We start from the raw sequence: 23,620 nt of genomic DNA on the forward strand, positions 1-23,620 counted from the left end.
TGGTGGTCGTGGTGCGGGAACGCGCTCACGCCCGCCGGTCGCCGAGGGCGAGGCCGAGCATCGTGACGAGCAGCCAGACCGGGCCGGTCATGCCGGCCATGTACTGCAGGGGGCTGATGCCGAGCAGCAGCGTGAGCCCGCCGAGCACGAGGCCGACGACCCCGAGCCAGCGGGGGACGGCCCGGTGGCGCAGCGCGGCGACGGCGACGGCGACACCGCTGATGCCCGCGCCGACCCACAGCCACGGGATGGTCCCGACCCAGTGGCCGAAGACGACCGCGGCCTCCGGCACGAGGACCTCCGGCTCACCGACCGCGAAGAGGAACTCGGTGTCGAGCCCCGAACCCATGAGGGCGGCGACCGCCACGAGAACGAGGCCGATCGCGGCGACCGGACCGGTGAGGCTGTCCGCGGGCGTCGTGGCCCGCAGCCGCCGGTGCAGTCCCGCGGCGACGACGGGGAGCAGGGCGACGGTCGCCATGGTGGTGAGGTGGAAGGCGATGAGCTGGGGGACCTGGCCGGCCATGACGTCGACGATCGCGGGGGCGTCACCCTGCACCGTGGCGTCGTAGACGGCGGTGGACATGGAGCTGGTGACGATCGTGCCGATGCCGGCCACGCCGGCGGCGACACCGGCCCACGCCCACCCGCGGGGACGGTGGGCGCTGTCGGCGCGCTCGGACGTCGCACCCGCGGCGCGGCCGGGGGCGGGGACGACGGGGTGTGCGGTGGTGCTCATGGGTCTCGGGTCTCCTCGTGAGAGTCGGTGCGGACCGGGTGGTCCGCGTCGAGGAGGACTCTGCGGCGCCCGGTGTCCCGGGTCCCAGGGGCACGGCGCCCGACCTGCCGGGCGGTCTCGCCCGGGCGCTCACTGCAGCGGCACCGGCGACTGCGCCCACGGCGGGCCCGGGTCCGTGCGGACCTCGACGACCCACTTCACCCACGCGAACCCCCGCTGGTCGGGCACGACGAGCCGGACCGGACCGCCGAGCGCGACGTCGAGCGGGGCATCGGCCATGTCGGTCGCGAGCAGCAGGTCGTCGAGGCGGTCGAGGGGGAACCGGCGGGTGTACCCGGTGCTCGAGCGCACGACGACAGCCCGGTCGTCGGGGCCCGGTCGCAGCAGTGCCGCGAGCGGCACCCCCGTCCACGGCTGCTCGCTCGCCCACCCGGACGTGCAGTCGATGACGACGGTGCGGCGGACCCGGTCGGACGAGTCCGCCAGTGCCGTCACCGCGACGTCCCGCGAGCCGTCGGCGTCGTCGACACGGACCTGCCACGTCGCCGGGTCCGCGTCGGCCCTGTCAGGCGTGCTGTCGAGGAGCCAGATCGTCGGGCGGGGCCGGGCGAGCAGGTACGACCCCGTCGGTCGACGGGCCGCTCCCGGCAGGGCGAGGGCGTGCGTCGCGGCGCTCGTCGCGAGCCACAGCGCGCCGGCGCCGATGGCGAGCCCCGCGGCGCGCAGCGCGAGGCGACGGTCGAGGTCGGTCCGGCGCAGCCGCTGCCGCCGGGCGAGGGCGTGCCAGGCGAGCAGCGCGGCGACGGCGAAGCCGCTCGCGACGTGCCACCACATCGTGAGCTGCCCTCCCGCCCGGGTCGCGAGGCCCGTCGCGTGGAGGACGCCCGTCGCGAGGGCGACGACGACGAGCGCGACGAGCAGCAGCGACAGCCACCGGCTCGGCCGCCGCCGGCGCAGCCCGGTGCGGACGACCCGCTGCTTCCACGGCACGAGCAGCAGGAGGAGCAGCCCGACCGCGCCGTGGGTCGCGACGACCCAGCGGTTGTCGTCCGTCGTGACGAACCACGTGGCGAGGCCGGTCAGCAGCGCGAGGACCGTCGCGGCGAGCAGGAGGAGGTTGCTGACCCGCGGCGGCAGGCGCGAGCGCCTACCGGGGCGCGCGGTCAGGAGCCCTGCGGGTGGTCCTCGTGGACGACCTCCGCGTCCGGCCCCGGGAAGACGAGGCTCTCGTGCCCGTCGTCGGACCACCGCACGAGGTACGGCGGAGCACCGTCCTCGCCGCGCGCCTCGAGGATCTCCGCGTCCCGCCCGGGCGCGCCCTCCCGGTTGCTGTGGACCACCAGCCGTTCCCCGGCCTTCGCGTGCATCGCAGCACCTCCTGCACCGTCACCCTCGACCCACTCCATGGTCGTCCCGCGGCACGGGCCCCGCAAGGGTCAGGCGCGGCGGCGCCGGGAGTCGATGACGCCGGTGTCGAAGCCGGCGAGGTGGAGGCCGCCGTGGAAGCGGGCGTGCTCGATCTTGAGGCAGCGGTCCATGACGACCTGGAGGCCGGCCGCCTCGGCGCGGCGCGCGACGTCCTCGTGCCACAGCCCGAGCTGCAGCCAGAACGTCCGCACCCCCTCGCCGAGCGCGAGGGTCTCGTCGAGCACTCCGGGCAGGTCCTCGTGGCGGCGGAACACGTCGACGAGGTCGGGCACCCCCGGGAGCGCGTCCAGCGACGGGTACACAGGGCGACCGAGCACCTCGCCGATGTTCGGGTTGACGAACCACACCTCGTAGGGCGAGGTCGACAGCAGGTACGTCGCGACGAAGTACGACGCGCGCGACGGCTTGTCGGACATGCCGACGACGGCGACCGTCCGCGTGCGCCGCAGGATCGCCTGCCGCTCCAGCGCCCCGGGACCGCGCCACGTCCGCTCCTCACGGGTCGGGGCGCTCATGCCGCACCCGCCGTCGACACGGCCGCGTCGAGCGCCTGGTCGAGGTCCCACAGGACGTCGTCGACGTCCTCCAGGCCGACGCTGATCCGGACGAGGTCCGGCGACACCCCGCCCGCGGCCAGCTGCGCCTCGTTGAGCTGCTGGTGCGTCGTCGAGGCCGGGTGGAGCACGAGCGTGCGGGCGTCGCCGATGTTCGCGAGGTGGCTGCACAGCCGCACCGACTCGATGAACCGCTCCCCCGCCTCGCGGCCACCCTCGACCCCGAAGCTGAAGACGGCGCCCGGGCCCTCCGGGGTGTACCGGAGCGCACGTTCGTGGTCGGGGTGGGACGGCAGCCCGGCGTAGCGGACCCACGCGACGCGCGGGTCGGCGTCGAGCCACTCCGCGACCCGGCGGGCGTTCGCGACGTGCTCCCGCATCCGCTGCGGCAGCGTCTCCACGCCTTGGAGGAGGAGGAACGCCGAGTGCGGGCTCAGCGTCGCGCCGATGTCGCGCAGCTGCTCGCTCCGCAGCTTCGTGAGGAAGCCGTACTCGGCGAAGTTGCCCCACCACCTCAGGTCGCCGTAGCTGGGCACGGGCTCGGTCATGGACGGGAACTTCCCGTTGTCCCACGGGAAGCGCCCGGAGTCGACGACGACCCCGCCGAGGGTCGTGCCGTGACCGCCGATGAACTTCGTCGTCGAGTGGAGCACGAGGTCCGCCCCGTGCTCGATCGGCCGGCACAGGTACGGGGTGACGGTCGTCGCGTCGACGACGAGCGGCACCCCGTGGGCGTGGGCGACGTCGGCGAGGCCCGCGATGTCGGCGACCTCGCCGCCGGGGTTGGAGACGACCTCCGCGAAGACGAAACGCGTCCGGTCGGTGAGCGCGGCGGCGAAGTCGGCGGGGTCGCCGCCGCGCACGAAGGTCGTGTCGACGCCGAAGCGGCGCAGCGTGACGTCGAGCTGCGTGATGGTCCCGCCGTACAGCGACGCGCCCGCGACGACGTGGTCGCCCGCACCGGCGAGCGCCGCGAACGTGACGAACTCGGCGGCCTGGCCGGACGACGTCGCGACGGCCCCGAGGCCGCCCTCGAGCGAGGCGAGCCGCTCCTCCAGGGCCGACACCGTCGGGTTGCCGATGCGGGTGTAGATGAGCCCGTACTTCTGGAGGGCGAAGAGGTTCGCGGCGTCCGCGGTGTCCTCGAAGACGAAGCTCGTCGACTGGTAGATCGGCACCGCCCGGGCACCGGTCGTGGGGTCCGGCGCGCCGCCGGCGTGCAGGGCACGGGTGCGGAACCCGAACTGCCGCTCGCTCATGCGGCCCAGGGTGCCACCGCGCGGTCGCGTGACGGCGGGTGGTCCCAGCCCTAGTGTCCGCGGCATGGCCCTGCACGTGAACTCCGTGACCGTCGACTCCCTCGACCCGGCCGCGCAGGCACGCTTCTGGGTGGAGGCGCTCGGCTGGCACCTCGTCCACTCCGCCGACGACGGCAGCGCGGCCGTCATCGCGCCCGCGGCCACACGTGCGGAGGGCGGCAAGGCGTTCCCCGTCATGTTCTGGCGCGTGCAGGAGGCGAAGACGGCCGGCAAGAACCGCTGGCACTTCGACCTCGCCCCCGACGACCAGGCCGCCGAGGTCGCGCGCCTGGAGGCGCTCGGGGCGCGCCGCGCCGACATCGGGCAGGGCGGCGACGAGCACGTCACGTGGGTGGTCATGGCCGACCCGGAGGGCAACGAGTTCTGCGTGCTGGCGAGCCTGCCCTCCTCCTGAGGCGGCGGACGCGCACGACCTCGGGCGCGTGACCCTAGTGGTTGCCGACCGACCGGTAAAGCCTTGTTCTCGTTGATCACGCGGCCCTAGGTTTCGCGGATCCTCCCAGCGAAAGGCGACCGCATGTCGTTCGTACCCGCGCTGTCCTCCCGACGGGCGCGTGCCGTCGTCGGGCTGACGGGCGCCCTCGTCGTCACCGGGGCCCTGGTGACCGTCCCGTCGGCCGTGGCCGACCCGACCAACGTCCTGTCCGTCGGCGCCGCGCAGTCCCGCGACTGCGCCGCCGGACCCGCCCGCGGCGCGGGCGTCGACTCCTACACCGTGACCGCCCCGACGAGCGGCCTCGTCGAGGCCGGCATCGCGGGCAGCGGCGACTGGGACCTCGCGGTCCTCGACGCGGCCGGCGACGTCGTCGCCGCCAGCGCCGGCTTCGGCGGTCGGGAGAAGGCGACCGGCTTCGTCGACGCCGGCACCGAGCTCACGGTCCAGGGCTGCCTGCTGTCCGGGCGCCCCGGCGAGGTGACCGTCGACCTCACGTTCCTCGAGATCCTCGGCGAGCCGGAGACCTCGCAGCTCGTCACCGTCGAGACCCCGGACCGGAAGGCCAAGGAGCGCCTGCAGGCCCTCGACCTCGACCTCACCGAGCACGGCACGCCCACGAGCATCGACGTCGTCCTCCACGGCGAGGCCGACGCCGAGGCGCTCGAGGAGGCCGGCTTCGACTACGACGTCGAGATCGCCGACCTCGGGGCGCAGTCCGCAGCCGACCGCCGCGCCGACGCGCAGTTCGCCGCCGCCAACGAGACGACGGGCCTGCCGAGCGGGCGCACCGAGTACCGGCGCCTCGCGGACTACGAGGCCGAGCTCAAGCAGCTCGTCGCCGCCAACCCCGGCCTGGTCCGCCCGATCACGCTCGAGGAGCTCACGGTCGAGGGCCGCGAGGTCCACGGCATCGAGATCACGACCGACGTCGACCGGGTCCACGACGGCAAGCCCGTCTTCCTCCACATGGGACTGCACCACGCCCGTGAGTGGCCCTCGGGCGAGCACGCCATGGAGTGGGCGTACGAGCTGCTCGACGGCTACGGCAGCGACGCCGAGATCACCGACCTCGTCGAGGAGACGCGCACGATCATCGTCCCGGTCGTGAACCCGGACGGCTTCACGATCTCCCGCGAGGCGACGACGACCGACACCTTCGGCACGTTCTCCTACGACAACAAGCGCAAGAACTGCGCGATCAGCGCCGTCACGCCGGCGCAGTTCCGCACGGGCACGTGCGCGGCGAACAACGCCGGCCGCTACCGCGGCACGGACCTCAACCGCAACTACGGCGGCCTGTGGGGCGGGCCGGGTGCGAGCACGAGCTGGTCGAGCGACACCTACCGCGGTGACGAACCGTTCTCCGAGCCGGAGAGCCGCAACATCCAGGCGCTCGTGGCCAGCCGCTCGGTGACGACGCTCATCACCAACCACACGTACAGCAACCTGTGGCTGCGCCCGCCCGGCGTCGCCGCGACGGGTGCCCCGCTCGAGGAGCCGCTGTACAAGGCGCTCGGCGCGAAGGCGACCGCCCACAACGGCTACGCCAACATCCCGTCGTACGAGCTGTACGACACGACGGGCGGCACGGAGGACTGGGCGTTCTGGACGGCCGGCTCGATGGGCTTCACCCCGGAGATCGGCGACGAGAACTTCCACCCGGCCTTCGAGCGGGCGGTCGTCGCCGAGTACCTCGGTCTCGAGCCCGCGGCCGGTGCGGGCCTGGGCGGCAACCGCGCGGCCTACCTGGAGATCCAGCGGGCGACCGCCGACCCGGCGTACCACTCGCGCATCGTCGGCACGGCGCCCGCGGGCTGGAGCATCGAGGTGAGCAAGCAGTTCCTCACCTCGACCTCCCCGGTCGTCGGCCGCGGCGGCGAGGTCATCCAGTTCGAGGACTCGCTGTCGAGCCGCTACGACTCCACGGGCGGGCGCTTCGACTTCGCCGTCAACCCCTCGACGCGTCCCATCGTCGCCGGGCGTGACGGTCGGGAGCCGACCGCCCCGCCGCAGCCGCCCGCGACACTGGCGAACCCCGCGGGCACGCCCGGGGAGAACCGGGCGCTGTCGCTGTCCGGGCCGTACGAGACGACGACGTTCACCATCGAGGAGGGCTACGACAACGCCTTCGCCGACCTGCGGTTCACGTGGGGCAGCGCCGCCGTGGCGGACTGGGACTTCTACGTGTTCGACGCCGACGGCGACGTCGTCGGCAGCGCGGCGACGGGCGCCCAGCCCGAGGTCGTCACGCTGCGGGACCCCGTCCCCGGCGACTACACCGTCGTGGTCTTCAACTACGCCGGCGGCGTCAACGACGACTGGTCGGGCAGCGTCTCGTACCGCAACCCGACGCCGCGCGTCGTCAACGAGCCGGAGGCGTGGACCCTCACGTGCACCGACCAGCGCGGTGAGGTGAAGGCGGTCCGCGACGTCGTCGTCGCACGCGGCGAGACCGTCGACGTCGCGAACGTCTGCGCAGCGCAGAGCCGGGCGTCGAAGGCGGCCTCCCGGGGCTGACCCGTCGCACCGCACGACCCAGGGGCCCGTCCGGCAGCAGCCGGGCGGGCCCCGTGCCGTGCCGGTCTCAGCTGCACGTGCGGTCGATGAGGTCCTGGAGCGGCGCGCGCTCCGGCACCGGCACCGGTACCTCCACCAGCACCGGCTCGGCGCCGCCCACCGCGACCCGCACCGGGAGCAGGTAGCCCTTCTTGTCCTCGGCGACGGCGTGGGCGTCGCAGCGGGTGACGGTGAGCACGACGTCGAGCGCCACCGGCTCCGCTCCCCCCGCGGGCAGGGTGGCGGTGCTGCGCCCGGCGACGGTGAACAGCGTCGTCGCGCCCTCCACCCACACGGTGAGGTCGGGCGCCGCCGGGAGCGGGGTGACGTCGAGCGTGCCGCGCAGCGCCGGCTCGCCGCCGACGGGCCCCGCGTCGGTCCAGCCGGGCGTGACGGTGAGCGCGACGACGTCCGTCACGGCGAGGACGGCGCAGCGCTCGTCCCGGACCGTCGCGAGGACGTCGGCGCCCGGCGCCTGCTGCTCGGTCTCGACGGTCACGACGTCGCTGCCGCCGGTGCCGTCGCCGAGGGTGAGGTGCGCGACGGCGGGGGCCGGGTCGGCGGGGCCGTCGCACGCCGGCTCGGCGAGGGGGACGGTGAGGTCGGCGCTCAGACCCGGCCCGATCGTCGAGTCCTTGTCCGCCTCGAGCGGGTCGGCGAACGTGTCCGACTCCAGCCGCACGTGCGTGACGTGAGCCGGGGCCTCGCCGAGGTTCGTCACCTTCACCTGCACGACGTCGCGCTGCGCGTCGCGGCGGTACTGGACGACCTCCGCGGCGAGCGAGGGCACCACCGAGGAGGCCGAGGACGGCTCGGCGGAGCCCGTCACCACCGCGACCCCCTCGTCGACAGCGCACGCCGGGAGCAGCAGGGACGCGACGGCGACCGTCGCGCCCACGGCCCGCGCTCGCCCCATGCGCGGATGGTAGGTCGGCCCCCCTCACCGCCACGAGGGCCGCGGCGGCGGAGGCGGCCCGGGCGCGTCGTCGTCGAGGAGCTCCCCGCCCCCGAGCCGGTCCCGGGTCGCGGCCTCGTCGAGGAGCCGGACGGGCGCGGCCGCGTCACCGTGCAGCGCCCGCGCCCAGCGGTCGCGGACGGTGTCCGGCAGCGGCACGGCGGAGGCGACGAGCAGGACGTTGCCGGTGCGGCGGCCGCGCAGCACCGACGGCTCGACGACCGCGACGACGTGGGGCAGCAGGCTGCGCACGGTCGCGACCTCCGCGCGCGCGGTCGTGAGCGCCCCGACGTCCATGAGGTTGTGCACGACGACCCCGTCCGGGGACAGCACGCGCGCGACCGCCTCGACCCACTGCCGAGTGCGGAGCCGGTGCGGCACCTGCGCGTCGGCGAACGCGTCACGGACGACGAGTCCGTAGCCGCCCGGGCGCAGCGCGGCGAGCCCGTCGCGACCGTCGACGGCGCGCACCTTGAGGTGCGGGCCCGAGCGGAGACCGAGCTGGTCGCGGACCACGTCGAGGAGCGGCCCGTCGGGATCCAGCACGACCTGCCGGGACCCCGGCCGCACGGCCGCGACGTAGCGGGCGAGCGTCCCGGCACCGGCGCCGACGTGGACGGAGTGGACCGGGGCGCCGCTCGGCGCGAGCGCGTCGACGAGCGCCCCGACCCAGCGGACGTACTCGAAGACGAGGACCGTCGGGTCGACGAGGTCGACGTGGGACTGGGGGACGTCGTCGACGGCGAGCAGCCAACCCGGGCCGCCGGCCGGGTCGTTGACGAGGGAGGCGGTGCCCCCGGCGACGGGCCAGCGCCCCTCGACCGGGGCGGCGGCGCCGGTGCGACGACGCGCGCTCAGGCGGGCTGCTGCCGGGCGGGCCGGCGGTCGGCGGCCACCCACGCGGCGGCCGCGGTGATCGCGGAGACGGTGGCGACGGACGGCCACGCGCCGATCTCGCGGGCGAGGACGTGGGAGCCGACGAAGGCGCCGAGGTACAGCGCCGACAGCCCGACGGCGGTGACGGGCCCGTGGCCGCGCCACCAGCGCACCGCGCACCACCCGCCGCCCGCGAGGAGCACGGCACCGCCGAGCTCGCGGACCCCCGTCGCCTCCGCGACGGCGAACCCGGCGACGAGGGAGCCGGCGGCGACGAGGGCGGTCACGTGTCGAGGGTACGTGGCGGCTGGAGAGGCGGCTGAGCGTGCACGTGTGACCGGTCGCCGCGGCGTGTCGCGGTCACCGGTGCACGCTCACCGCGCCACGACCGGCAGTCCCTCGGCCCGGTCGGTGAGGACGCCCGTCGCGACCTCGTCGGCGAGCGCCGGCCCGATCGTCCAGCCGGAGCCGCCCCAGCCGTGGTCGACGACGACGGTCCTGCCGCCGGTGCCGGCGGGGTCCAGGCGACCGACCGCGACCTCGGGGCGGACCGGACGCAGGCCCCACCACACCCCGTCGGGATCCGGCTCCCAGTCGCGCAGGTCGGGGAAGCGCGCGCGGGCGTCGGCGAGCAGGGCGGGCACCTCGGCGAGGGCGCGCTCCCGGAGCCGGGACGGCTCGTCCCAGTCGGCGGGGTCGGTCACCGGCAGGTACGTGCCGCCGACGTGGAGGTGGTCCGGTGTCGCCGGCGACCCGCCGTGGGGGACGGTGTAGCGGGGGCGCAGCGGGTCGTCGTCGTCGACGACGGCGTGGTCGCGGTGCAGCCCGGCCGGCAGCGGACCGGTGACGAGCACCCCGAGACGGCCCTCGAGCGCGGGGTCGCCGAGCGCGTGGGCGCCGAGGCCGAGGCACGCGACGGTGACGTCGGCCGCGGCCTCGTCGTGCAGGCGCAGCAGGTCGGCGGTCGAGCGGACCGGGCGGTCGAGGTCGACGCGGCGGACCCGCGGGTCCTCGGCGAGCGCGGCCGCCCATCGTGGCAGCAGGCCGCACGTGTGCCACAGGGGCCCGGCCTCGTGGAGCAGGCCGTGGGTGTGCGGCAGGCCGTACGCGGCCGGCTCGACGACGTCCCCGCTGAACGCCACGACCGGCGCACGCTGCGACACGAGCAGCGCCCGGCCGGTCCGCACGTGCCCGGTGAGGTGGGCGTGCCGCGCGGCGAGCGCGGCCCCGACCACCGGCGAGCGCGCCGCCCAGTCCGCGGCCCGCGGGTCGGGCGAGGCGTAGCGCAGGGCGAGCCCGCCCGAGCGGGACGCGGTGGCCGCGCCCTCACGCCACACGGCCCACGTGAGCGCGACCTGCCGGCCGGTGTCGGCGGCCCGGTCGAGGAGCAGCTGGGCGTGGAGCAGGCCGGCGGCACCGCCGCCCACGACGAGGACTCGCAGGGGCGGCTCCGTCATCGCTGCACCGTAGTGGGGTGACCCGCACCGGCTGGGGCTCAGGTCGGGGCCCCGCCTGCCGATACCGGGAGGTGCGACCTGGCTCCGGGGAGGGACTCGATGGGCGCTTCTCCCGTGACGCCGGCGCGGACCCGGCCACGCGGCACCGTGGCGTGCGCGGTCGTCGCGGTCCTCAGCGTGCTCGCCTTCGCGACGACGTTCCTGTTCCGTGACGCCGAGGCCGGGCAGGTCCTCCTCATCGACGTCGGCCTGTTCAACGTGCCCTACCTCGCCGCGGCCGTGGCGCTGTGGCGCACGGGCGGCGTGCCGGGCGCGGGCGGGCTGCCGTGGCGCCTCGTCGCCACCGCCCTCGTCAGCACCGTCGCCGGCAACGCGTACTACACCCTCGTCGCGGCCCACCAGGACGCGTACGTCTCCCTCGCCGACCTCGGCTACCTCGCCTTCTACCCGCTCGGCTACGTCGCCGTCATGCTCCTGCTGCGCCAGCGGGTACGGCCGTGGCGGACCATCATGTGGTTCGACGGCGTCGTCGCCGGCCTCGGCGCCGCGGCGGTCGCGTCGCTGCTCCTGGCGCCGGGTCTCGTCATGTCGGACGTGCCGCTCGGGGCCGCGCTCGTCTACCTCGCCTACCCCGTCAACGACCTGCTGCTCGTCCTGGTCGTGGTCGGCGGGCTGAGTCTCGTGCCGTTCCGGCAGCACACCGACCTGCTCGCCGTCGCGGCCGGCCTCACGACGTGGTTCGTCGCGGACGTGCTCTTCATCCGCGCGGAGGCGGGGACCAGCTACGTCGAGGGCGGGCTCGTCGACCTCGTCTACGTGGTGGCGGCGGCGCTGTTCGTCGTGCCCGCCCTGTTGGCCCGGCCCCGGCCGCCGGCTGCGGCCGCGCCCGGCGCCGGGGCGAGCATCGTGCTGCCCGTCACGATGGTGCTCGTCTCCCTCGTCCTCATCGGCATCAGCCTCCGCGAGGCGGGGACCGGGCTGTCGGGCTGGCTCGCGCTCGCGTCCGTGGCCGTCTAGCTGGGGCGCTCGGTCCTCACGATGAAGCAGCTGCGGGAGGCCGCCGACGCCAAGCGACAGGCACGCACCGACGAGCTCACGACGCTCGCGAACCGACGGGCCCTCTTCGAGGAGTGCGACCGGCTGCTCGCGACGGCGTCGCGGGAGAACCCGCTCAGCCTCCTTCTGCTCGACCTCGACCGCTTCAAGGAGGTCAACGACAGCCTCGGGCACGCGGTCGGCGACGAGCTCCTCGTGCTGGTCGCCGGCCGCATCGAGTCCGTCGCCCGACCCGGCGACGTGCTCGCGCGCCTCGGTGGCGACGAGTTCGCGCTCCTCCTGCCCGGGACCGCAGCCCCGGACGCCGTCGCCCTGGCGCACTCGGTCCGCGACCGGGTCGCCGAGCCGTACCAGCTCGGTGCGACGCGCGTGCACGTCGACGTGTCCGTCGGGGTCGCGAGCGCGCCCTGGCCGGCCCGGGACCGCAGCGAGCTCATGCGTGCCGCGGACGTCGCGATGTACGACGCCAAGCGCGCCGACACCGCCGTCCGCGAGTTCGACGCCGACGCCTCCCGACTCGGCCGCCTCGTGCTCATGGAGGACCTGCGGCGGGTCCTCGACGACGCACCCGTGACCGCAGCCGGTCCCGGCCCGGGACGGCTCGTCGTCCACCTCCAGCCCCAGGTCCCGCTGCAGCGTCGCGAGTGGACGGTCGACGGGGCACCGGCGGCACCGCCGATGGTCGGGGTCGAGGCGCTCGTCCGCTGGGAGCACCCGGTCGAGGGGACCCTCCTCCCCGCCGTCGTGCTCCCCCTCGCCGAGGCGACCGGTCTCATGGGGGCGCTCGCCGAGCGCGTCCTCGCCCTCGCGCTCGAGGCCTGCGCCACGTGGTGGCACCTCGGCGTCGACGTCCCCGTCTCCGTCAACCTCTCCGCCGCGAACGTCCAGGACCTCCTCCTGCCGGGCAAGGTCCACGAGGCGCTACGGCGGGCCGGACTGCCGTCGCACGCCCTCGTCGTCGAGCTCACCGAGGACACCCTCATGAGCGAACCCGCCCGGGTCGCGGAGGTGCTCCTCGCCCTGCAGCAGTCCGGCGTCGGGGTCTCCATCGACGACTACGGCACCGGCTACGCGAGCCTCGCCTACCTCCGCGACTTCCCCGTCGACGAGCTGAAGCTCGACCGGACCTTCGTCGCGGACGTCCTCGAGAGCCCGACGACGGCGACGATCGTCACGCACACCATCGCCCTCGCCCATGCTCTCGGCGTGCGGGTCGTCGCCGAGGGGATCGAGGACCCTGCCGTCGCGCACGAGCTGACGGGGCTCGGCTGCGAACGCGGTCAGGGGTACCTGTTCTCCCGGCCGCTGCCCACCCCGGACGTCGTCGCGTGGCTCGTCTCGTGCTCCCCGGAGCGGGCGGGAGCGGGTGTCCCCGGTCCTCGCTGACCGCTCGCGGGTTCTGCCGGGGCGCGCGCGCCGGCTGGTGGCGGTCGGCGGCGCCGGAGCCGTCGCGGGCGCGGTGTCGCACGCGGCGTTCGTCGGCGGCCTCCACGTGATCCTCGCCGCTGCGGTCCGTCGCGAGGACGAGCTCGTCGTCGCGTTCCTCCTGGCCGCTGCCTCGTCGTTCCTGGTGCTGGTCGCGACCGTCCCGATCGGCACCCTCGCGGCGTACGGCACGCTGCGTCTGCTGCGCGTCAGGCGGGCCCTCCCGACCTGCCTGTCCTCGACCGTGGTGCTGGTCGTCGTGTGGAGCGCGCTGGCGCGGTGGCCCGCCGTGTGGGACAGGCTGCTCGTCGTCCACGTCGTCACCGCGACCGTGGTCCTCGTCCTCTGCGACGCCGTCCTGACCCGGCTGCACCGGCGGGCCCCACGAGCCTCCCCGTAGCGGCCGGTGCTCGCTCCACCACGCTCCGCCGTCGGCACCACTCGTCCGCGCCGATGCTTCACTGGGCAACGAATCCGCTGGTCAGACGCCTGTTGTCACAGTTGTGTAACGACGTGTCCTCGCCTCTCGTCACGAGGGCTCGGACGGTGTCAGATGAGCTGCCGCCCGACGGGGGGCGGCGCTGGAGAGAGCATCGGGGGGCTGCCGTGGGCAGGTCTGCTGGTCCGTCGCGCCGTGACGCGCTTCGGGTGGGGAGCGCGGGCGTCGCGCTCGCCGTCGGTGCCGGGCTCGTCGCCCCGGCGGCCCGGGCCGCCGCCCGGCCCGTCGCCCCGCTGCTGCCCGCCCCCCTGCTGCCGGCCGACGTCGCCCACCACTGGGTCCGGGCCGCGTACCGCGCGGTGCTGCTGGAGAACCTCACCCCGCCGGCGGCCGCCCGGGCGTACTCCCGCACCGCGCTCGCGATGTACGAGGCGGTCGTCGCGGGCATGCCCGGCCACCGCTCCCTCGCCGGGCAGCTCAGCGACCTGCGGGCCGTCGGTGCCGGTGCGACGACGGGTGTCGTCACGGCGCCCGGTCGCGCGCGCCTCGACTGGCACGCCGCGCTGTCGGCGGCCGCCCACGACGTCCTCCTCGCGGTCCTGCCGCTGCGGGCTCCGGCCACGCGCCCCCACCTCGACGCCGTCCACGCCGAGGTCGTCGCCTCGCGCCGCGCCGCGGGGGTACGACCGACGGACCTCGCGGCCTCGCTCGAGCACGGCAGCGCGGTCGCGGCCCGGCTCGCCGACTGGTGCGCCACGGACGGGCACGCGGAGGCCCTCGCGCGGCCGTACACCCCACCGACCGGACAGCCGTGGCTGTGGGAGTCGACACCGCCGAACTTCCGGCCCGCGATCGAGCCCTGGTGCGGCACGGTGCGCCCCCTCGTCCTGCAGCGCGGGGAGGTCGGCGCCGAGCCGCCCGTGCCCTTCAGCACCGAGCCCGGCTCCGCGTTCCACGACCAGGCGCTCGCCGTGCTCGAGCAGTCGCGGCGCAACGGCGACGAGGAACGGGCGATCGCCCGGTTCTGGACCGACAACCCCGGCTCGTTCACCCCACCGCTCGGGACGCCGACCGGGCTGCCCAGCGGTCACTGGATGCTCGTGGCGGAGCAGGTCGCGCGCGGCCTCGACCTCGCGCTCGACGAGGCGCTCGAGGCCTACGTCCGACTCGGGGTCGCCCTCAACGACGCCTTCCTCGCGTGCTGGACCGTGAAGTACGAGACGAACCTCCTGCGCCCGGTCACGTACCTCAACCGCTACGTCGACCCCGCGTGGACGACGGTCGTCAACACCCCGCAGTTCCCGGAGCACACGTCGGGGCACTCGGTGTCGTCGGCCGCGGCCGCGGTCGTGCTCACCGACCTGCTCGGTGAGGTCGCGTTCACCGACGACACCCACGCCGAGCGCGGGTACCCGGCCCGCTCGTTCACCTCCTTCGACGCCGCCGCGCGAGAGGCCGCCGTGTCCCGTCTGTACGGCGGTATCCACTACCCGCGCGGCATCGAGGCGGGTCTCGCGCAGGGGGAGGCGGTCGGCCGCCTCGTCCTCCAGCGGCTCCGCACCCGCCGCTGAGCGCACCACCCGCACCACCCGCACCACGGCACCACCCGTCCGCACCACCCACCCGCACCACCCGTCCAGAGGGGACCCGTCATGCGCCGCTCCACCACCACCCGCCGTCTCGGCACCGTCGCCGTCGCCGCGCTCACCGCCTTCGGGCTCGTCGCGACCGCCGGCCCCGCGCAGGCCGGGTCGATGTTCTTCTCCAAGTCGTCCGGCCGCCTCGCCCAGATCGACTGGCTCGAGGTCGGCACGCTGCCCGGCGTGGCGGGCAACGCCCACACCGGCTTCCTCTACGTCGACGAGCTCGGCCGCTCGACCGCGTACGTCTTCGGCTTCGTGACGGACTGGGAGTGCCCCGACGGCGTCCTGCCGGAGCAGGGCGGCGGCGGGCACGGCGAGGAGCCGGTCGAGGGCGGGTGCGAGCCGGTCGGCGAGCGCTTCGTCGACGGCGGTGACGTCACCTTCACCATGGACAAGAAGCTGACGTCGGCGCGCCTCACGGGCACGCTCGTCGTCAGCGACCACGGCGGCGAGGGCGCCGTCACCCCGCCCGTCGACATCACCCTCACGGGCACGGGCTCGCAGTACACGTCGAAGATCGTCGACTCGGGTTCGTTCGAGGGGTCGACGTACACGTACCGCTACACGTTCACCGGCCGTGAGGCCGTGGTGAGCGGGCGCATCGGGGCGATGGTCTTCGACGACGAGCCGGGTGAGACGAGCACGGCGAGCATCGGCAGCTACCGCAGCATGTCGCGCGACCGGACGCGCTGACAGACGCCACACCCCGGGGGCGCGTCCCGTCGGCGGGCCGGGGCTCAGGTCGGGGCCCCGGCCCGCCGATCTGGATCATCGTGACCAGGTCCACGCCCCGCCGTCACCCGACGGGACTGCTCGCCGACGCCCTCACGGTCGTCGGGCTCGGCGTGGTCGTGCTCGCCCTCAGCCAGTGGGCCGTGGTCCTCGCCCCGGCGGGCAGCTCCGTCGCGGCGTGGTGGCCGGCCGTCGGAGCCGGCGTCGCCGCCGCCGTGCTGCTGCCGCGGCGGCTGCCCGCGGTGCTGCTGGCCGTGGGCCTCGGCATCCTCGCCGGCAACTGGACGGGCGGACGCCCTGTCGACCTGTCGGCCGGCTACGCCGTCGCCAACACCGCGGAGGTCGCCGTCACCGCGGCGCTGCTCCGGTTCCGCGGCCGGACCGTCGGGCTGTCGCGGCTCGCGGACCTGCCGCGGCTCGCGGCCGCGGTGGCCGCGGGAGCCGTGGTCGGCGGCGTCCTCGCCGGGGCCGCCGTCGCGGTCCTCGACGGCGGTGACCTCCTGCGGACCGCGCTCGTCGTCGTGCCGAGCCACGCGGCGGCCCAGACCCTCGCGCTGCCGATCGCCCTCGCCGCCCGGGAGCCGAGGAGCCCGCGCCGTCCGCTCGAACGCGCCCTCCAGGTCACCGTCCTCGCCCTCACGGTGCTCGTCGTCTTCGTCGTCGGCATCGGACCGCTGCCGTTCCTGCCGCTCGTCGCGATGGTGTGGGCGGCCGTGCGCCTCGGCGTGCGGACCGTCGCGCTCGAGCTCCTCGTCGCCGCCGTCGCCGCGTCGCTGCTCACGGCCGCGGGGATGGGGGCGTTCGCGCGCGCCGGCGCCGAGGTGTGGCCCGCGTCGCAGGCGCAGCTGCTCCAGGTGTACGTCATCGCCGCCGCGATGACGGTGCTCCCCGTCGCGGTGTCGGTGCGGCAGCGAGACCGCGTCCTCGCGACCGTCCGCCGCTCGGAGCAGCTGTTCCGCGGCGGATTCACCGACGCGCTGCTCGGCATGCTCCTGCTGCGACCGGAACTCGGCGCCGACGGGTCCCGGCTCGTCGTCCTCGAGGCCAACCGCGAGGCCGAGGCCATGCTGGCCGCGGGTGCGGGCTCGCTGCGCGGGTCGCAGTGGTGCGCCCGGTTCACCCCGCCGGACCGCGACCTCCTCCTCGCCGCGGTCGACGACCTGCTGGCGGGCCGGGCGGAGGGCTGGCGGCACGAGGTGTCGACCGGAGGCGGGTCCCCCCGCTGGTTCGAGGTGGCGCTCGCCGTCGTGCGGCTCGGCCACGACGAGCCCGTCGTCGCCGTCCAGATGCTCGACGTCAGCGCCCGCCGCGAGGCGGAGATGCAGCTCGCGCACATGGCGCTGTTCGACGAGCTGACGGGCCTGCCGAACCGCGTCCTCCTCCGCGACCGCCTCGAGCAGTCGCTCGTCCGCGGCCGGCGCAGCGGGCAGCACCCCGCCCTGCTGTTCTGCGACCTCGACGACTTCAAGCAGATCAACGACACCGACGGGCACGCCGCCGGGGACGCGGTCCTCGCGGCCGTCGCGGACCGGCTCCGGGCGTGCGTCCGCGCGGAGGACACCGTCGCCCGGCTCGGCGGCGACGAGTTCGTCGTCCTCTGCCCCGACACCGACGAGGCCGGCGTCCGACGCGTCGCCGAGCGCATCGTCTCCGCCGTCACCGAGCCCCTCGACGTCACCGGGCGCCCCGCCCGCGTCCGCGTGAGCGTCGGCATCGTCCTCGCGGGCGCCGACAGCACCGCCGACACGATGATGCGCGACGCCGACACCGCGATGTACGCGGCGAAGTCCGCCGGCAAGGGCCGTTTCGTCGTGTTCGACGACGAGCACCGCACCCGCGCGGTGCGGCTCGTCCGCGTCGCGGACGACCTGCGCCGCGCCCTGCGTGCCGGGGAGCTGACGCTCCACGTCCAGCCGGTCGTCGACATCGCCGACGGGCGCGTCGTCGCCGGCGAGACCCTCCTGCGCTGGCACCACCCGGACGACGGGCTGCGGCTGCCCGGCGACTGGCTCGACGTCGCCGAGGGCGCCGGGCTCATGCCCGAGCTCGGGCGGTGGGTCCTCGAGCGCTCGTGCCGCACCGCCCGGTCCTGGCTCGACGCCCTCGGGCCCGACGCGCCCAAGGTCCACGTCAACGTCTCCGCCCGGCAGCTCGACCGGGACGAGGACCTCGCCGACACCGTCCTCGGGGTGCTCGCCCGCACGGGCCTCCCCGGCGACCGCCTCGTCCTCGAGCTGACGGAGACGGGCTTCGAGGCCGGCCGTGGGCGCCTCGCCGCCCAGCTCGACCGGCTGCGGGTGGCCGGCGTCGCGGTCGCCGTGGACGACCTCGGCACCGGGTACAGCTCGCTCGCGCGCCTCGTCGACCTGCCCGTCGACATGGTGAAGATCGACCGGGCGTTCGTCGACGCCATGACGCGCGACCCCCGCTCCCTCGCCGTCGTCCGCAGCGTCGTCGCGCTCGGCTCCGCGATCGGCACGGAGGTCGTCGCCGAGGGCGTCGAGACCGCGGAGCAGGCCGACCTGCTGCGCCGGCTCGGCTGCCCCACCGGCCAGGGGTGGCTGTGGAGCCCGGCGCAGGAGGCCGACGCGTTCCTCGACGGCCTGCGGCAGCGCGCGGGCCTCGCGACGAGCAGCGGGTGACGCGGGCACACTGTCGCCGATGAGCGAGGACGCCACATCGGGGCCCCGACCCGGCAAGACGTACGGCACGTACCTCCGGGTCGACGAGCTCCTCGACCTGCAGACCCTGTCGAGCGACCCACCGGAGCACGACGAGCTCCTCTTCATCACGATCCACCAGGTCTACGAGCTGTGGTTCAAGCAGATCCTCTGGGAGCTCGACCGCGCCGTCGTCCTGCTCGGGCAGGACGAGCGCGCCCGCGCCTCCCACACCCTCGGCCGGGTCCGCACGATCGTGAAGGTGCTCGTCAGCCAGCTCGACGTCCTCGAGACGATGACGCCTCTGGAGTTCGCGTCGTTCCGCGCCCACCTCGAGTCCGGCAGCGGCTTCCAGTCCGCGCAGTTCCGGGAGGTCGAGTTCGCGCTCGGGCTCAAGGACCCGGCCGCCGTGCGCCGGGCGGAGCACGAGGCCGCGCGCGAGCGGCTGCGGCGCCGGTTGGAGGCGCCGTCGCTGTGGGACGCGCTGCTCGCGCACCTCGCCCGCACCGGCCACCCCGTCGGGAGCACCGCCCCCGGCGACGTGCCCGGCCCCGCCACGCAGGACGCGGTCGAGGACATGCTCCTGCGGCTGTACCGGGAGGACCCGGGCGCCGCCCTGCTGTGCGAGGCCTTCACCGACCTCGACGAGGGCGTCCAGGAGTGGCGCTACCGGCACGTCAAGATGGTGGAGCGGACCATCGGCGCGAAGCCCGGCACGGGCGGCTCGGCAGGGGCGGCGTACCTGCGCACGACGATCCGGCCCGCGTTCCCCGCGCTGTGGACGGTCAGGAGCCGGTTCTGATGGGTGCGCTCGCGGAGCACTACCGGGCGTCGCGGGTGTCCGAGCGGCTGCTGCTGACCGGGCACTCCCACCAGGCATGGCCCGACGTCGCCCGCGACGCCCAGCTCGAGGCGTTCGACGACGCCGCGGCCCTGCTCGACGAGAAGTGGTCGCGCGCCTTCGCGAAGGCCGAGCGGGTCCGGCAGGGCTGGCTGCGTCTGCTGGGCGACGACGGCTCGGGTGTCGTCACGCTCGCCGACAGCACGCACACGCTGCTGGTGCGGCTGCTGTCGGCGTGGGACTGGGGGACCCGCCCCCGGATCGTCACGACCGACGGGGAGTTCCACTCCGCGCGCCGGCAGCTCGCCCGGCTCGAGGAGGGGTTCATCGACGTCGTCCGGGTGCCCGCCGAGCCGGTCGAGACGCTCGCCGAGCGCCTCGCCGCCGAGGTCGACGACGACACCGGGCTCGTCCTCGTCTCGAAGGTCCTCTTCGGCACGGCGCACGTCGTCCCCCACCTCGCGGCACTCGCCGCGGCCGCGCGGCGGCACGGCACCGTGCTCGTCGTCGACGCCTACCACGCGGTCGGCGCCCTCGACTGGTCGCTGGCCGACGACGACCTCCACGACGCCTACGTCCTCGGCGGCGGCTACAAGTACCTGCAGCACGGCGAGGGGGTGTGCGCGATGCGCTGGCCCAGGGGGACCACCCTGCGCCCGTACGTCACGGGCTGGTTCGCCGAGTTCGCCGACCTGTCCGCCGCACCGGCGGGGGCCGTGGGCTTCGGCGACGGCCCCGAGCGGTTCGCGGGGTCGACGTACGACCCGACGAGCCACTACCGGGCGGCCCGCGTCCTCGACTTCTTCGACGAGCACCGGCTCACGCCCGCCCGCCTGCGCGAGGTGAGCGTCCACCAGGTCGGCCGGCTCGCGGCGGGCGTCGCGGCCCTGGACGTCGACCCGGGCGTCCTCGCCGTCGCCGTCCCGGACCCCGCGGAGCGCGCCGGCTTCCTCGCGCTGCGGACCCCGCACGCCGCCGCGCTGCAGGCGGCGCTGCTCGAGCGGGGCGTGCTCACCGACCACCGCGGGGACGTGCTGCGGCTCGGGCCCGCGCCGTACCTGCGCGACGACCAGCTGGACGAGGCCGTCGCCCTCCTCGGTGAGTGCCTCCGGAGCCGTCCGGCAGGATGAGGCGGTGACCACCCCGCTGCCGCAGGAGCACCAGGACGTCGTGGTCGTCGGAGGCGGTCACAACGGCCTGACGGCCGCCGCCTACCTCGCCCGTGCGGGGCGTCGCGTGCTCCTGCTCGAGCAGGCCGACCACCTCGGGGGCGCGTCGGTGAGCGCGCGCGTGTTCCCGGGCGTCGAGGCGCGCCTGTCCCGCTACTCCTACCTCGTGAGCCTGCTCCCCCGGCAGGTCGTCGACGAGCTCGGCCTCGACCTGCGGCTGGTCCGTCGCCGCGTGTCCTCCTACACCCCGGACCCGCGGACGGACGGGCGCACGGGCCTGCTCGTCGCCGACGACCGCGACGCGACGGCGGCGTCGTTCGCGCGGCTCGGCGCCGCCGCGGACCACCCGGCGTGGGAGGCGTTCCACGCCGACGTCGCGCGCGTCGCGGCGGCGGTGTGGCCGACCGTGACAGGCCCGTTGCCGGCCGCGGCGGACGTCCGGGACGCGGTCGGCGCGGACCTGTGGCGCGCGCTCGTCGAGCGGCCGGTCGGCGAGGTCGTCGCGGAGCGGTTCGCCGACGACCTGGTCCGCGGTGTCGTCCTCACCGACGCGCTCATCGGGACCTTCGCCGACCCCCTGACCGACGTGCGCGCCAACCGGTGCTTCCTCTACCACGTCGTCGGGGGCGGCACGGGCGACTGGGACGTGCCCGTCGGCGGCATGGGCGCGGTGTCCGGGGCGCTCGCCACCGCCGCCCGGGCCGCCGGCGCCGTGCTCGCGACCGGGACACGCGTCGTCGCGCTCGACCCCGACGGCCGGCTCACCGTCGACGCCGGCGGCTCGCAGGCCACCGTCACGGCGGACCGTGTCGTGTGGGCGGGCGCACCCGCGCACCTGGCGTCGGCGCTCGCGGCCGCCGGGGCGGCGGCGGGCACGACCGACGGCGGGTCCCCGACCGGCGGCGAACCCGTCGAGGGCGCCCAGCTCAAGGTCAACATGCTGCTCACGCGGCTGCCGCGGCTCCGGGACGACTCCGTCCGGCCCGAGGACGCCTTCGCCGGCACCTTCCACGTCAACGAGACCGCCGAGCAGCTCGCGACCGCGCACGCCGAGGCCGCCGCGGGCCGCGTGCCGACCGTCCCGCCGTGCGAGGTGTACTGCCACACGCTGTCCGACCGGTCGATCCTCGGACCGGGGCTCGCCGCCTCCGAGGCGCAGACGCTCACGCTGTTCGGCCTCCACATGCCGGCCCGGCTGTTCCGCGAGGACAACGAGAGAGCGCGCGCGCAGGCGCTCGAGGCGACGCTCGCGAGCCTCGACAGCGTCCTCGCCGAGCCGCTCGCCGACGTCCTCGCCCACGACCCCGACGGCCGCCCGTGCCTCGAGGTGCGGACCCCCGTCGACCTCGAGCACGAGGTGGGACTGCCGGGCGGGCACATCTTCCACCGCGACCTCGCGTGGCCCTGGGCGGAGGAGCCGGGCGACGTCGGCCGCTGGGGGGTCGAGACACCGCACGAGCGGGTGCTGCTCGGCGGGGCGGGCGCCCGGCGAGGGGGCGGTGTGAGCGGCATCCCGGGAAGATCTGCCGCCCTCGCGCTGCTGCGGCAGGCGTGAGCATGGCGGGCAAGCGCGACTTCACCGCGCTCTACACCGCACCGGACCCGCGGCCGTACTTCACGTACTTCCGCTCGCTGGAGTACGGGGTGGTCGGTGCGGGCGCGCGCCTGTTCCGGCGACTCGTCGACGAGCTCGAGGAGACCCGCGCCGTCGCGGACGTGTGCTGCTCGTTCGGCCAGGACGCCGCCCTCCTCAACCACCGCGTGTCCGAGCAGGAGCTGTTCGACCGGTGGGCCGACCCCGACCTCGCGCGGCTCGACCACGACGCGCTCGTCGCCGCGGACCGCGCGTGGTTCGCCGAGCGCCGGCGCGACGACGCCGTCACGGTCCTCGGCCTCGACGCCTCGGTGCCGGCCGTGGAGTACGGGCTCGCCGTCGGGCTCCTCGACGGCGGTCGCGCCGGCGACCCCGAGGCGGACCCCGACGTCGACCTGTCGGTCTTCGCACCCGTCGGCGGGGTCGTCGTGACCGGCGGCATCGGCTACGTCGGGGAGCGGACGTTCGCACGGCTCCTCGACCACACCACCGAGGTGGCGCCGTGGGTGTGCGGGCTCGTCCTCCGCTGGGTCGACCTCGGACCCATCGCGCGCATGCTGGCGGCGCGCGGCTACGACGTGCAGGTGGGCGAGCGGCACCCGGTGGTGCAGCGGCGGCTCGCCGACGACGACGAGCGCGCCGCGATGCTCGCCGGCCTGGCGGCGCTCGGCCGGCAGCCCGGCGAGCTCGAGGCCCGCGGCTACCACGCGGCGGTCCCGTTCCTCGCCGTCCCGCCCGGGCGTCGGGTGCCGTCGCTCGACCGCCTCGTGTCATGAGCACGTCCCGGTTCCGGGACGCGCTGGAGACGGGTCCGCTCACGCTCGACGGCGGCCTCGCGACGCACCTGGAGGACCTCGGCCACGACCTCACCGACGACCTGTGGTCCGCGCGGCTGCTGCGCGACGACCCCGCGGCGCTCGTGCGCGCCCACGCCGACCACGTGGCGGCGGGGGCCGAGGTCCTCGTCACGGCCTCGTACCAGGCGAGCGTCGACGGTCTCGTCGCCGCCGGGGCGACGCCGGCCGAGGCCCGCCGCCTGATCGCGCTGTCGGTGACGTGCGCCCGGGAGGCTGCCACCGGCGCGGCGCACCGGGTGTGGGTGGCCGGGTCGCTCGGCCCCTACGGCGCCGTGCTGCCCGGGGGCCAGGAGTACCGCGGCGACTACCTCGACGGCTCCGTCGGTGTCACCGCACGGCTGCGGAGGTTCCACGCCGAGCGGATGTCGCTGCTCGTCACCGCCGGCGCGGACGTCCTCGCGTGCGAGACGCTGCCCGGTCTCGCGGAGGTCGACGCCGTGCTCCTCGCGGCCGAGGACGTCGGCGCCGACGTGTGGGTCTCCCTCACGTGCACCCTCGACACGGCCGGCGGGCTCCGGACCCGCCGCGGGGAACCCGTCGACGCCGCGCGCCTGGCGGAGGTGGCCGCGCACCCACGGGTGGTCGCCGCCGGGGTCAACTGCTGCGAACCGGCGGCCGCGACGACGGCGGCGGAGCTGGGCGCGCGCGTCGTCTACCCGAACTCCGGCGAGACGTGGGAGGCCGCGACGCACCGGTGGAGCGGCGCCACGCAGCCTGTCGAGGAGCCGGCCGACGCGTGGCTGGCGGCGGGAGCCCGTCTCGTCGGGGGCTGCTGTCGCGTCACCCCCGCCCGGGTCCGCCTGATCGCGGCGGCCGTCCACCGGCACACGTCGACGCGAACGCGGACCTCCGGCCCACCCGTCGACACGGACCCAGGCTCCTGA

The 23,620-nt window shown here is 75.7% G+C and carries 22 protein-coding genes; 13 read left to right on the forward strand and 9 right to left on the reverse strand.

Translation table 11 applies throughout. The annotated features are described in order from the left end of the window. Positions 1-25 precede the first annotated feature (25 nt). The 5 genes from WAB14_RS13565 to WAB14_RS13585 all read right to left on the reverse strand — a co-directional run bounded on the left by WAB14_RS13565 (position 26) and on the right by WAB14_RS13585 (position 3,980). The gene (locus WAB14_RS13565; protein WP_340270544.1) at positions 26-739 is read right to left on the reverse strand and encodes a hypothetical protein; all 714 of its coding nucleotides are present in this window, start codon (positions 737-739) and stop codon (positions 26-28) included. Positions 740-868: 129 nt separating this feature from the next. Further along, the gene (locus WAB14_RS13570) at positions 869-1,987 is read right to left on the reverse strand and encodes a molybdopterin-dependent oxidoreductase (RefSeq protein WP_340270546.1); all 1,119 of its coding nucleotides are present in this window, start codon (positions 1,985-1,987) and stop codon (positions 869-871) included. Next, complete coding sequence (locus WAB14_RS13575) at positions 1,903-2,106, reverse strand: DUF1918 domain-containing protein (protein ID WP_340270547.1); 204 nt, start codon at positions 2,104-2,106, stop codon at positions 1,903-1,905. Before WAB14_RS13575 ends, WAB14_RS13570 begins: the two co-directional genes overlap by 85 nt. Positions 2,107-2,175: 69 nt before the next feature. After that, positions 2,176-2,682, reverse strand: a complete 507-nt coding sequence (locus WAB14_RS13580) for a CoA-binding protein (RefSeq protein WP_340270549.1) — start codon at positions 2,680-2,682, stop codon at positions 2,176-2,178. Then, positions 2,679-3,980 carry an O-acetylhomoserine aminocarboxypropyltransferase/cysteine synthase family protein gene (locus WAB14_RS13585; protein WP_340270551.1) on the reverse strand — a complete coding sequence of 434 codons (1,302 nt, stop codon included), beginning with the start codon at positions 3,978-3,980 and terminating at the stop codon, positions 2,679-2,681. Before WAB14_RS13585 ends, WAB14_RS13580 begins: the two co-directional genes overlap by 4 nt. 64 nt (positions 3,981-4,044) lie before the next feature. On the opposite strand from WAB14_RS13585, the gene WAB14_RS13590 reads away from it, so the two are divergent. After that, on the forward strand, positions 4,045-4,434 hold the full coding sequence (locus WAB14_RS13590) for a VOC family protein (RefSeq protein WP_340270553.1): 390 nt from the start codon (positions 4,045-4,047) through the stop codon (positions 4,432-4,434). 123 nt (positions 4,435-4,557) lie between these two features. Further along, the gene (locus WAB14_RS13595; RefSeq protein WP_340270555.1) at positions 4,558-6,993 is read left to right on the forward strand and encodes a M14 family metallopeptidase; all 2,436 of its coding nucleotides are present in this window, start codon (positions 4,558-4,560) and stop codon (positions 6,991-6,993) included. 67 nt (positions 6,994-7,060) lie between these two features. On the opposite strand, the gene WAB14_RS13600 is transcribed toward WAB14_RS13595, so the two are convergent. The 4 genes from WAB14_RS13600 to WAB14_RS13615 all read right to left on the reverse strand — a co-directional run bounded on the left by WAB14_RS13600 (position 7,061) and on the right by WAB14_RS13615 (position 10,320). Next, entirely contained in the window at positions 7,061-7,948 is an 888-nt protein-coding gene (locus tag WAB14_RS13600; protein WP_340270556.1) for a hypothetical protein, read from the reverse strand. Positions 7,949-7,972: 24 nt separating this feature from the next. Further along, positions 7,973-8,887 (reverse strand): spermidine synthase, encoded by a 915-nt coding sequence (locus WAB14_RS13605; protein WP_340270557.1) that lies wholly within the window; start codon positions 8,885-8,887, stop codon positions 7,973-7,975. Continuing rightward, a complete protein-coding gene (locus WAB14_RS13610; protein WP_340270558.1) occupies positions 8,842-9,150 on the reverse strand; it encodes a hypothetical protein in 309 nt (102 codons plus the stop codon). Before WAB14_RS13610 ends, WAB14_RS13605 begins: the two co-directional genes overlap by 46 nt. A gap of 87 nt (positions 9,151-9,237) precedes the next feature. Beyond that, on the reverse strand, positions 9,238-10,320 hold the full coding sequence (locus tag WAB14_RS13615) for an FAD-dependent oxidoreductase (protein WP_340270559.1): 1,083 nt from the start codon (positions 10,318-10,320) through the stop codon (positions 9,238-9,240). 99 nt (positions 10,321-10,419) lie between these two features. Between WAB14_RS13615 and WAB14_RS13620 the strand changes: the two genes are divergently transcribed. From WAB14_RS13620 to mmuM, 11 genes are all read left to right on the forward strand, one after another. After that, on the forward strand, positions 10,420-11,337 hold the full coding sequence (locus WAB14_RS13620; protein WP_340270560.1) for a hypothetical protein: 918 nt from the start codon (positions 10,420-10,422) through the stop codon (positions 11,335-11,337). Between the two features lie 21 nt (positions 11,338-11,358). Then, positions 11,359-12,762, forward strand: coding sequence for a putative bifunctional diguanylate cyclase/phosphodiesterase (locus tag WAB14_RS13625; RefSeq protein WP_340270562.1), 1,404 nt, complete (start codon positions 11,359-11,361; stop codon positions 12,760-12,762). Continuing rightward, a complete protein-coding gene (locus WAB14_RS13630; RefSeq protein WP_340270563.1) occupies positions 12,743-13,201 on the forward strand; it encodes a hypothetical protein in 459 nt (152 codons plus the stop codon). Before WAB14_RS13625 ends, WAB14_RS13630 begins: the two co-directional genes overlap by 20 nt. A 248-nt stretch (positions 13,202-13,449) precedes the next feature. Continuing rightward, entirely contained in the window at positions 13,450-14,811 is a 1,362-nt protein-coding gene (locus tag WAB14_RS13635) for a vanadium-dependent haloperoxidase (protein ID WP_340270565.1), read from the forward strand. 81 nt (positions 14,812-14,892) lie between these two features. Next, positions 14,893-15,576: a hypothetical protein gene (locus WAB14_RS13640; protein WP_340270566.1), complete on the forward strand. Its 684-nt coding sequence runs from the start codon at positions 14,893-14,895 to the stop codon at positions 15,574-15,576. A gap of 80 nt (positions 15,577-15,656) precedes the next feature. Further along, positions 15,657-18,257 carry a bifunctional diguanylate cyclase/phosphodiesterase gene (locus WAB14_RS13645; protein WP_340270568.1) on the forward strand — a complete coding sequence of 867 codons (2,601 nt, stop codon included), beginning with the start codon at positions 15,657-15,659 and terminating at the stop codon, positions 18,255-18,257. A 19-nt stretch (positions 18,258-18,276) separates the two neighbouring features. Beyond that, positions 18,277-19,077: a tryptophan 2,3-dioxygenase gene (locus WAB14_RS13650; protein ID WP_340270570.1), complete on the forward strand. Its 801-nt coding sequence runs from the start codon at positions 18,277-18,279 to the stop codon at positions 19,075-19,077. After that, on the forward strand, positions 19,077-20,246 hold the full coding sequence (locus tag WAB14_RS13655; protein WP_340270572.1) for a kynureninase/PvdN C-terminal domain-containing protein: 1,170 nt from the start codon (positions 19,077-19,079) through the stop codon (positions 20,244-20,246). The genes WAB14_RS13650 and WAB14_RS13655 overlap by 1 nt, the downstream gene beginning before the upstream one ends. Positions 20,247-20,250: 4 nt before the next feature. After that, positions 20,251-21,840, forward strand: a complete 1,590-nt coding sequence (locus tag WAB14_RS13660; protein WP_340270573.1) for a phytoene desaturase family protein — start codon at positions 20,251-20,253, stop codon at positions 21,838-21,840. A 2-nt stretch (positions 21,841-21,842) separates the two neighbouring features. After that, positions 21,843-22,655 (forward strand): hypothetical protein, encoded by an 813-nt coding sequence (locus WAB14_RS13665; protein WP_340270575.1) that lies wholly within the window; start codon positions 21,843-21,845, stop codon positions 22,653-22,655. Beyond that, a complete protein-coding gene (gene mmuM / locus WAB14_RS13670) occupies positions 22,652-23,620 on the forward strand; it encodes a homocysteine S-methyltransferase (RefSeq protein ID WP_340270576.1) in 969 nt (322 codons plus the stop codon). The genes WAB14_RS13665 and mmuM overlap by 4 nt, the downstream gene beginning before the upstream one ends.

The organism is Aquipuribacter nitratireducens, assembly GCF_037860835.1.
Classification (GTDB): Bacteria; Actinomycetota; Actinomycetes; order Actinomycetales; family JBBAYJ01; genus Aquipuribacter; species Aquipuribacter nitratireducens.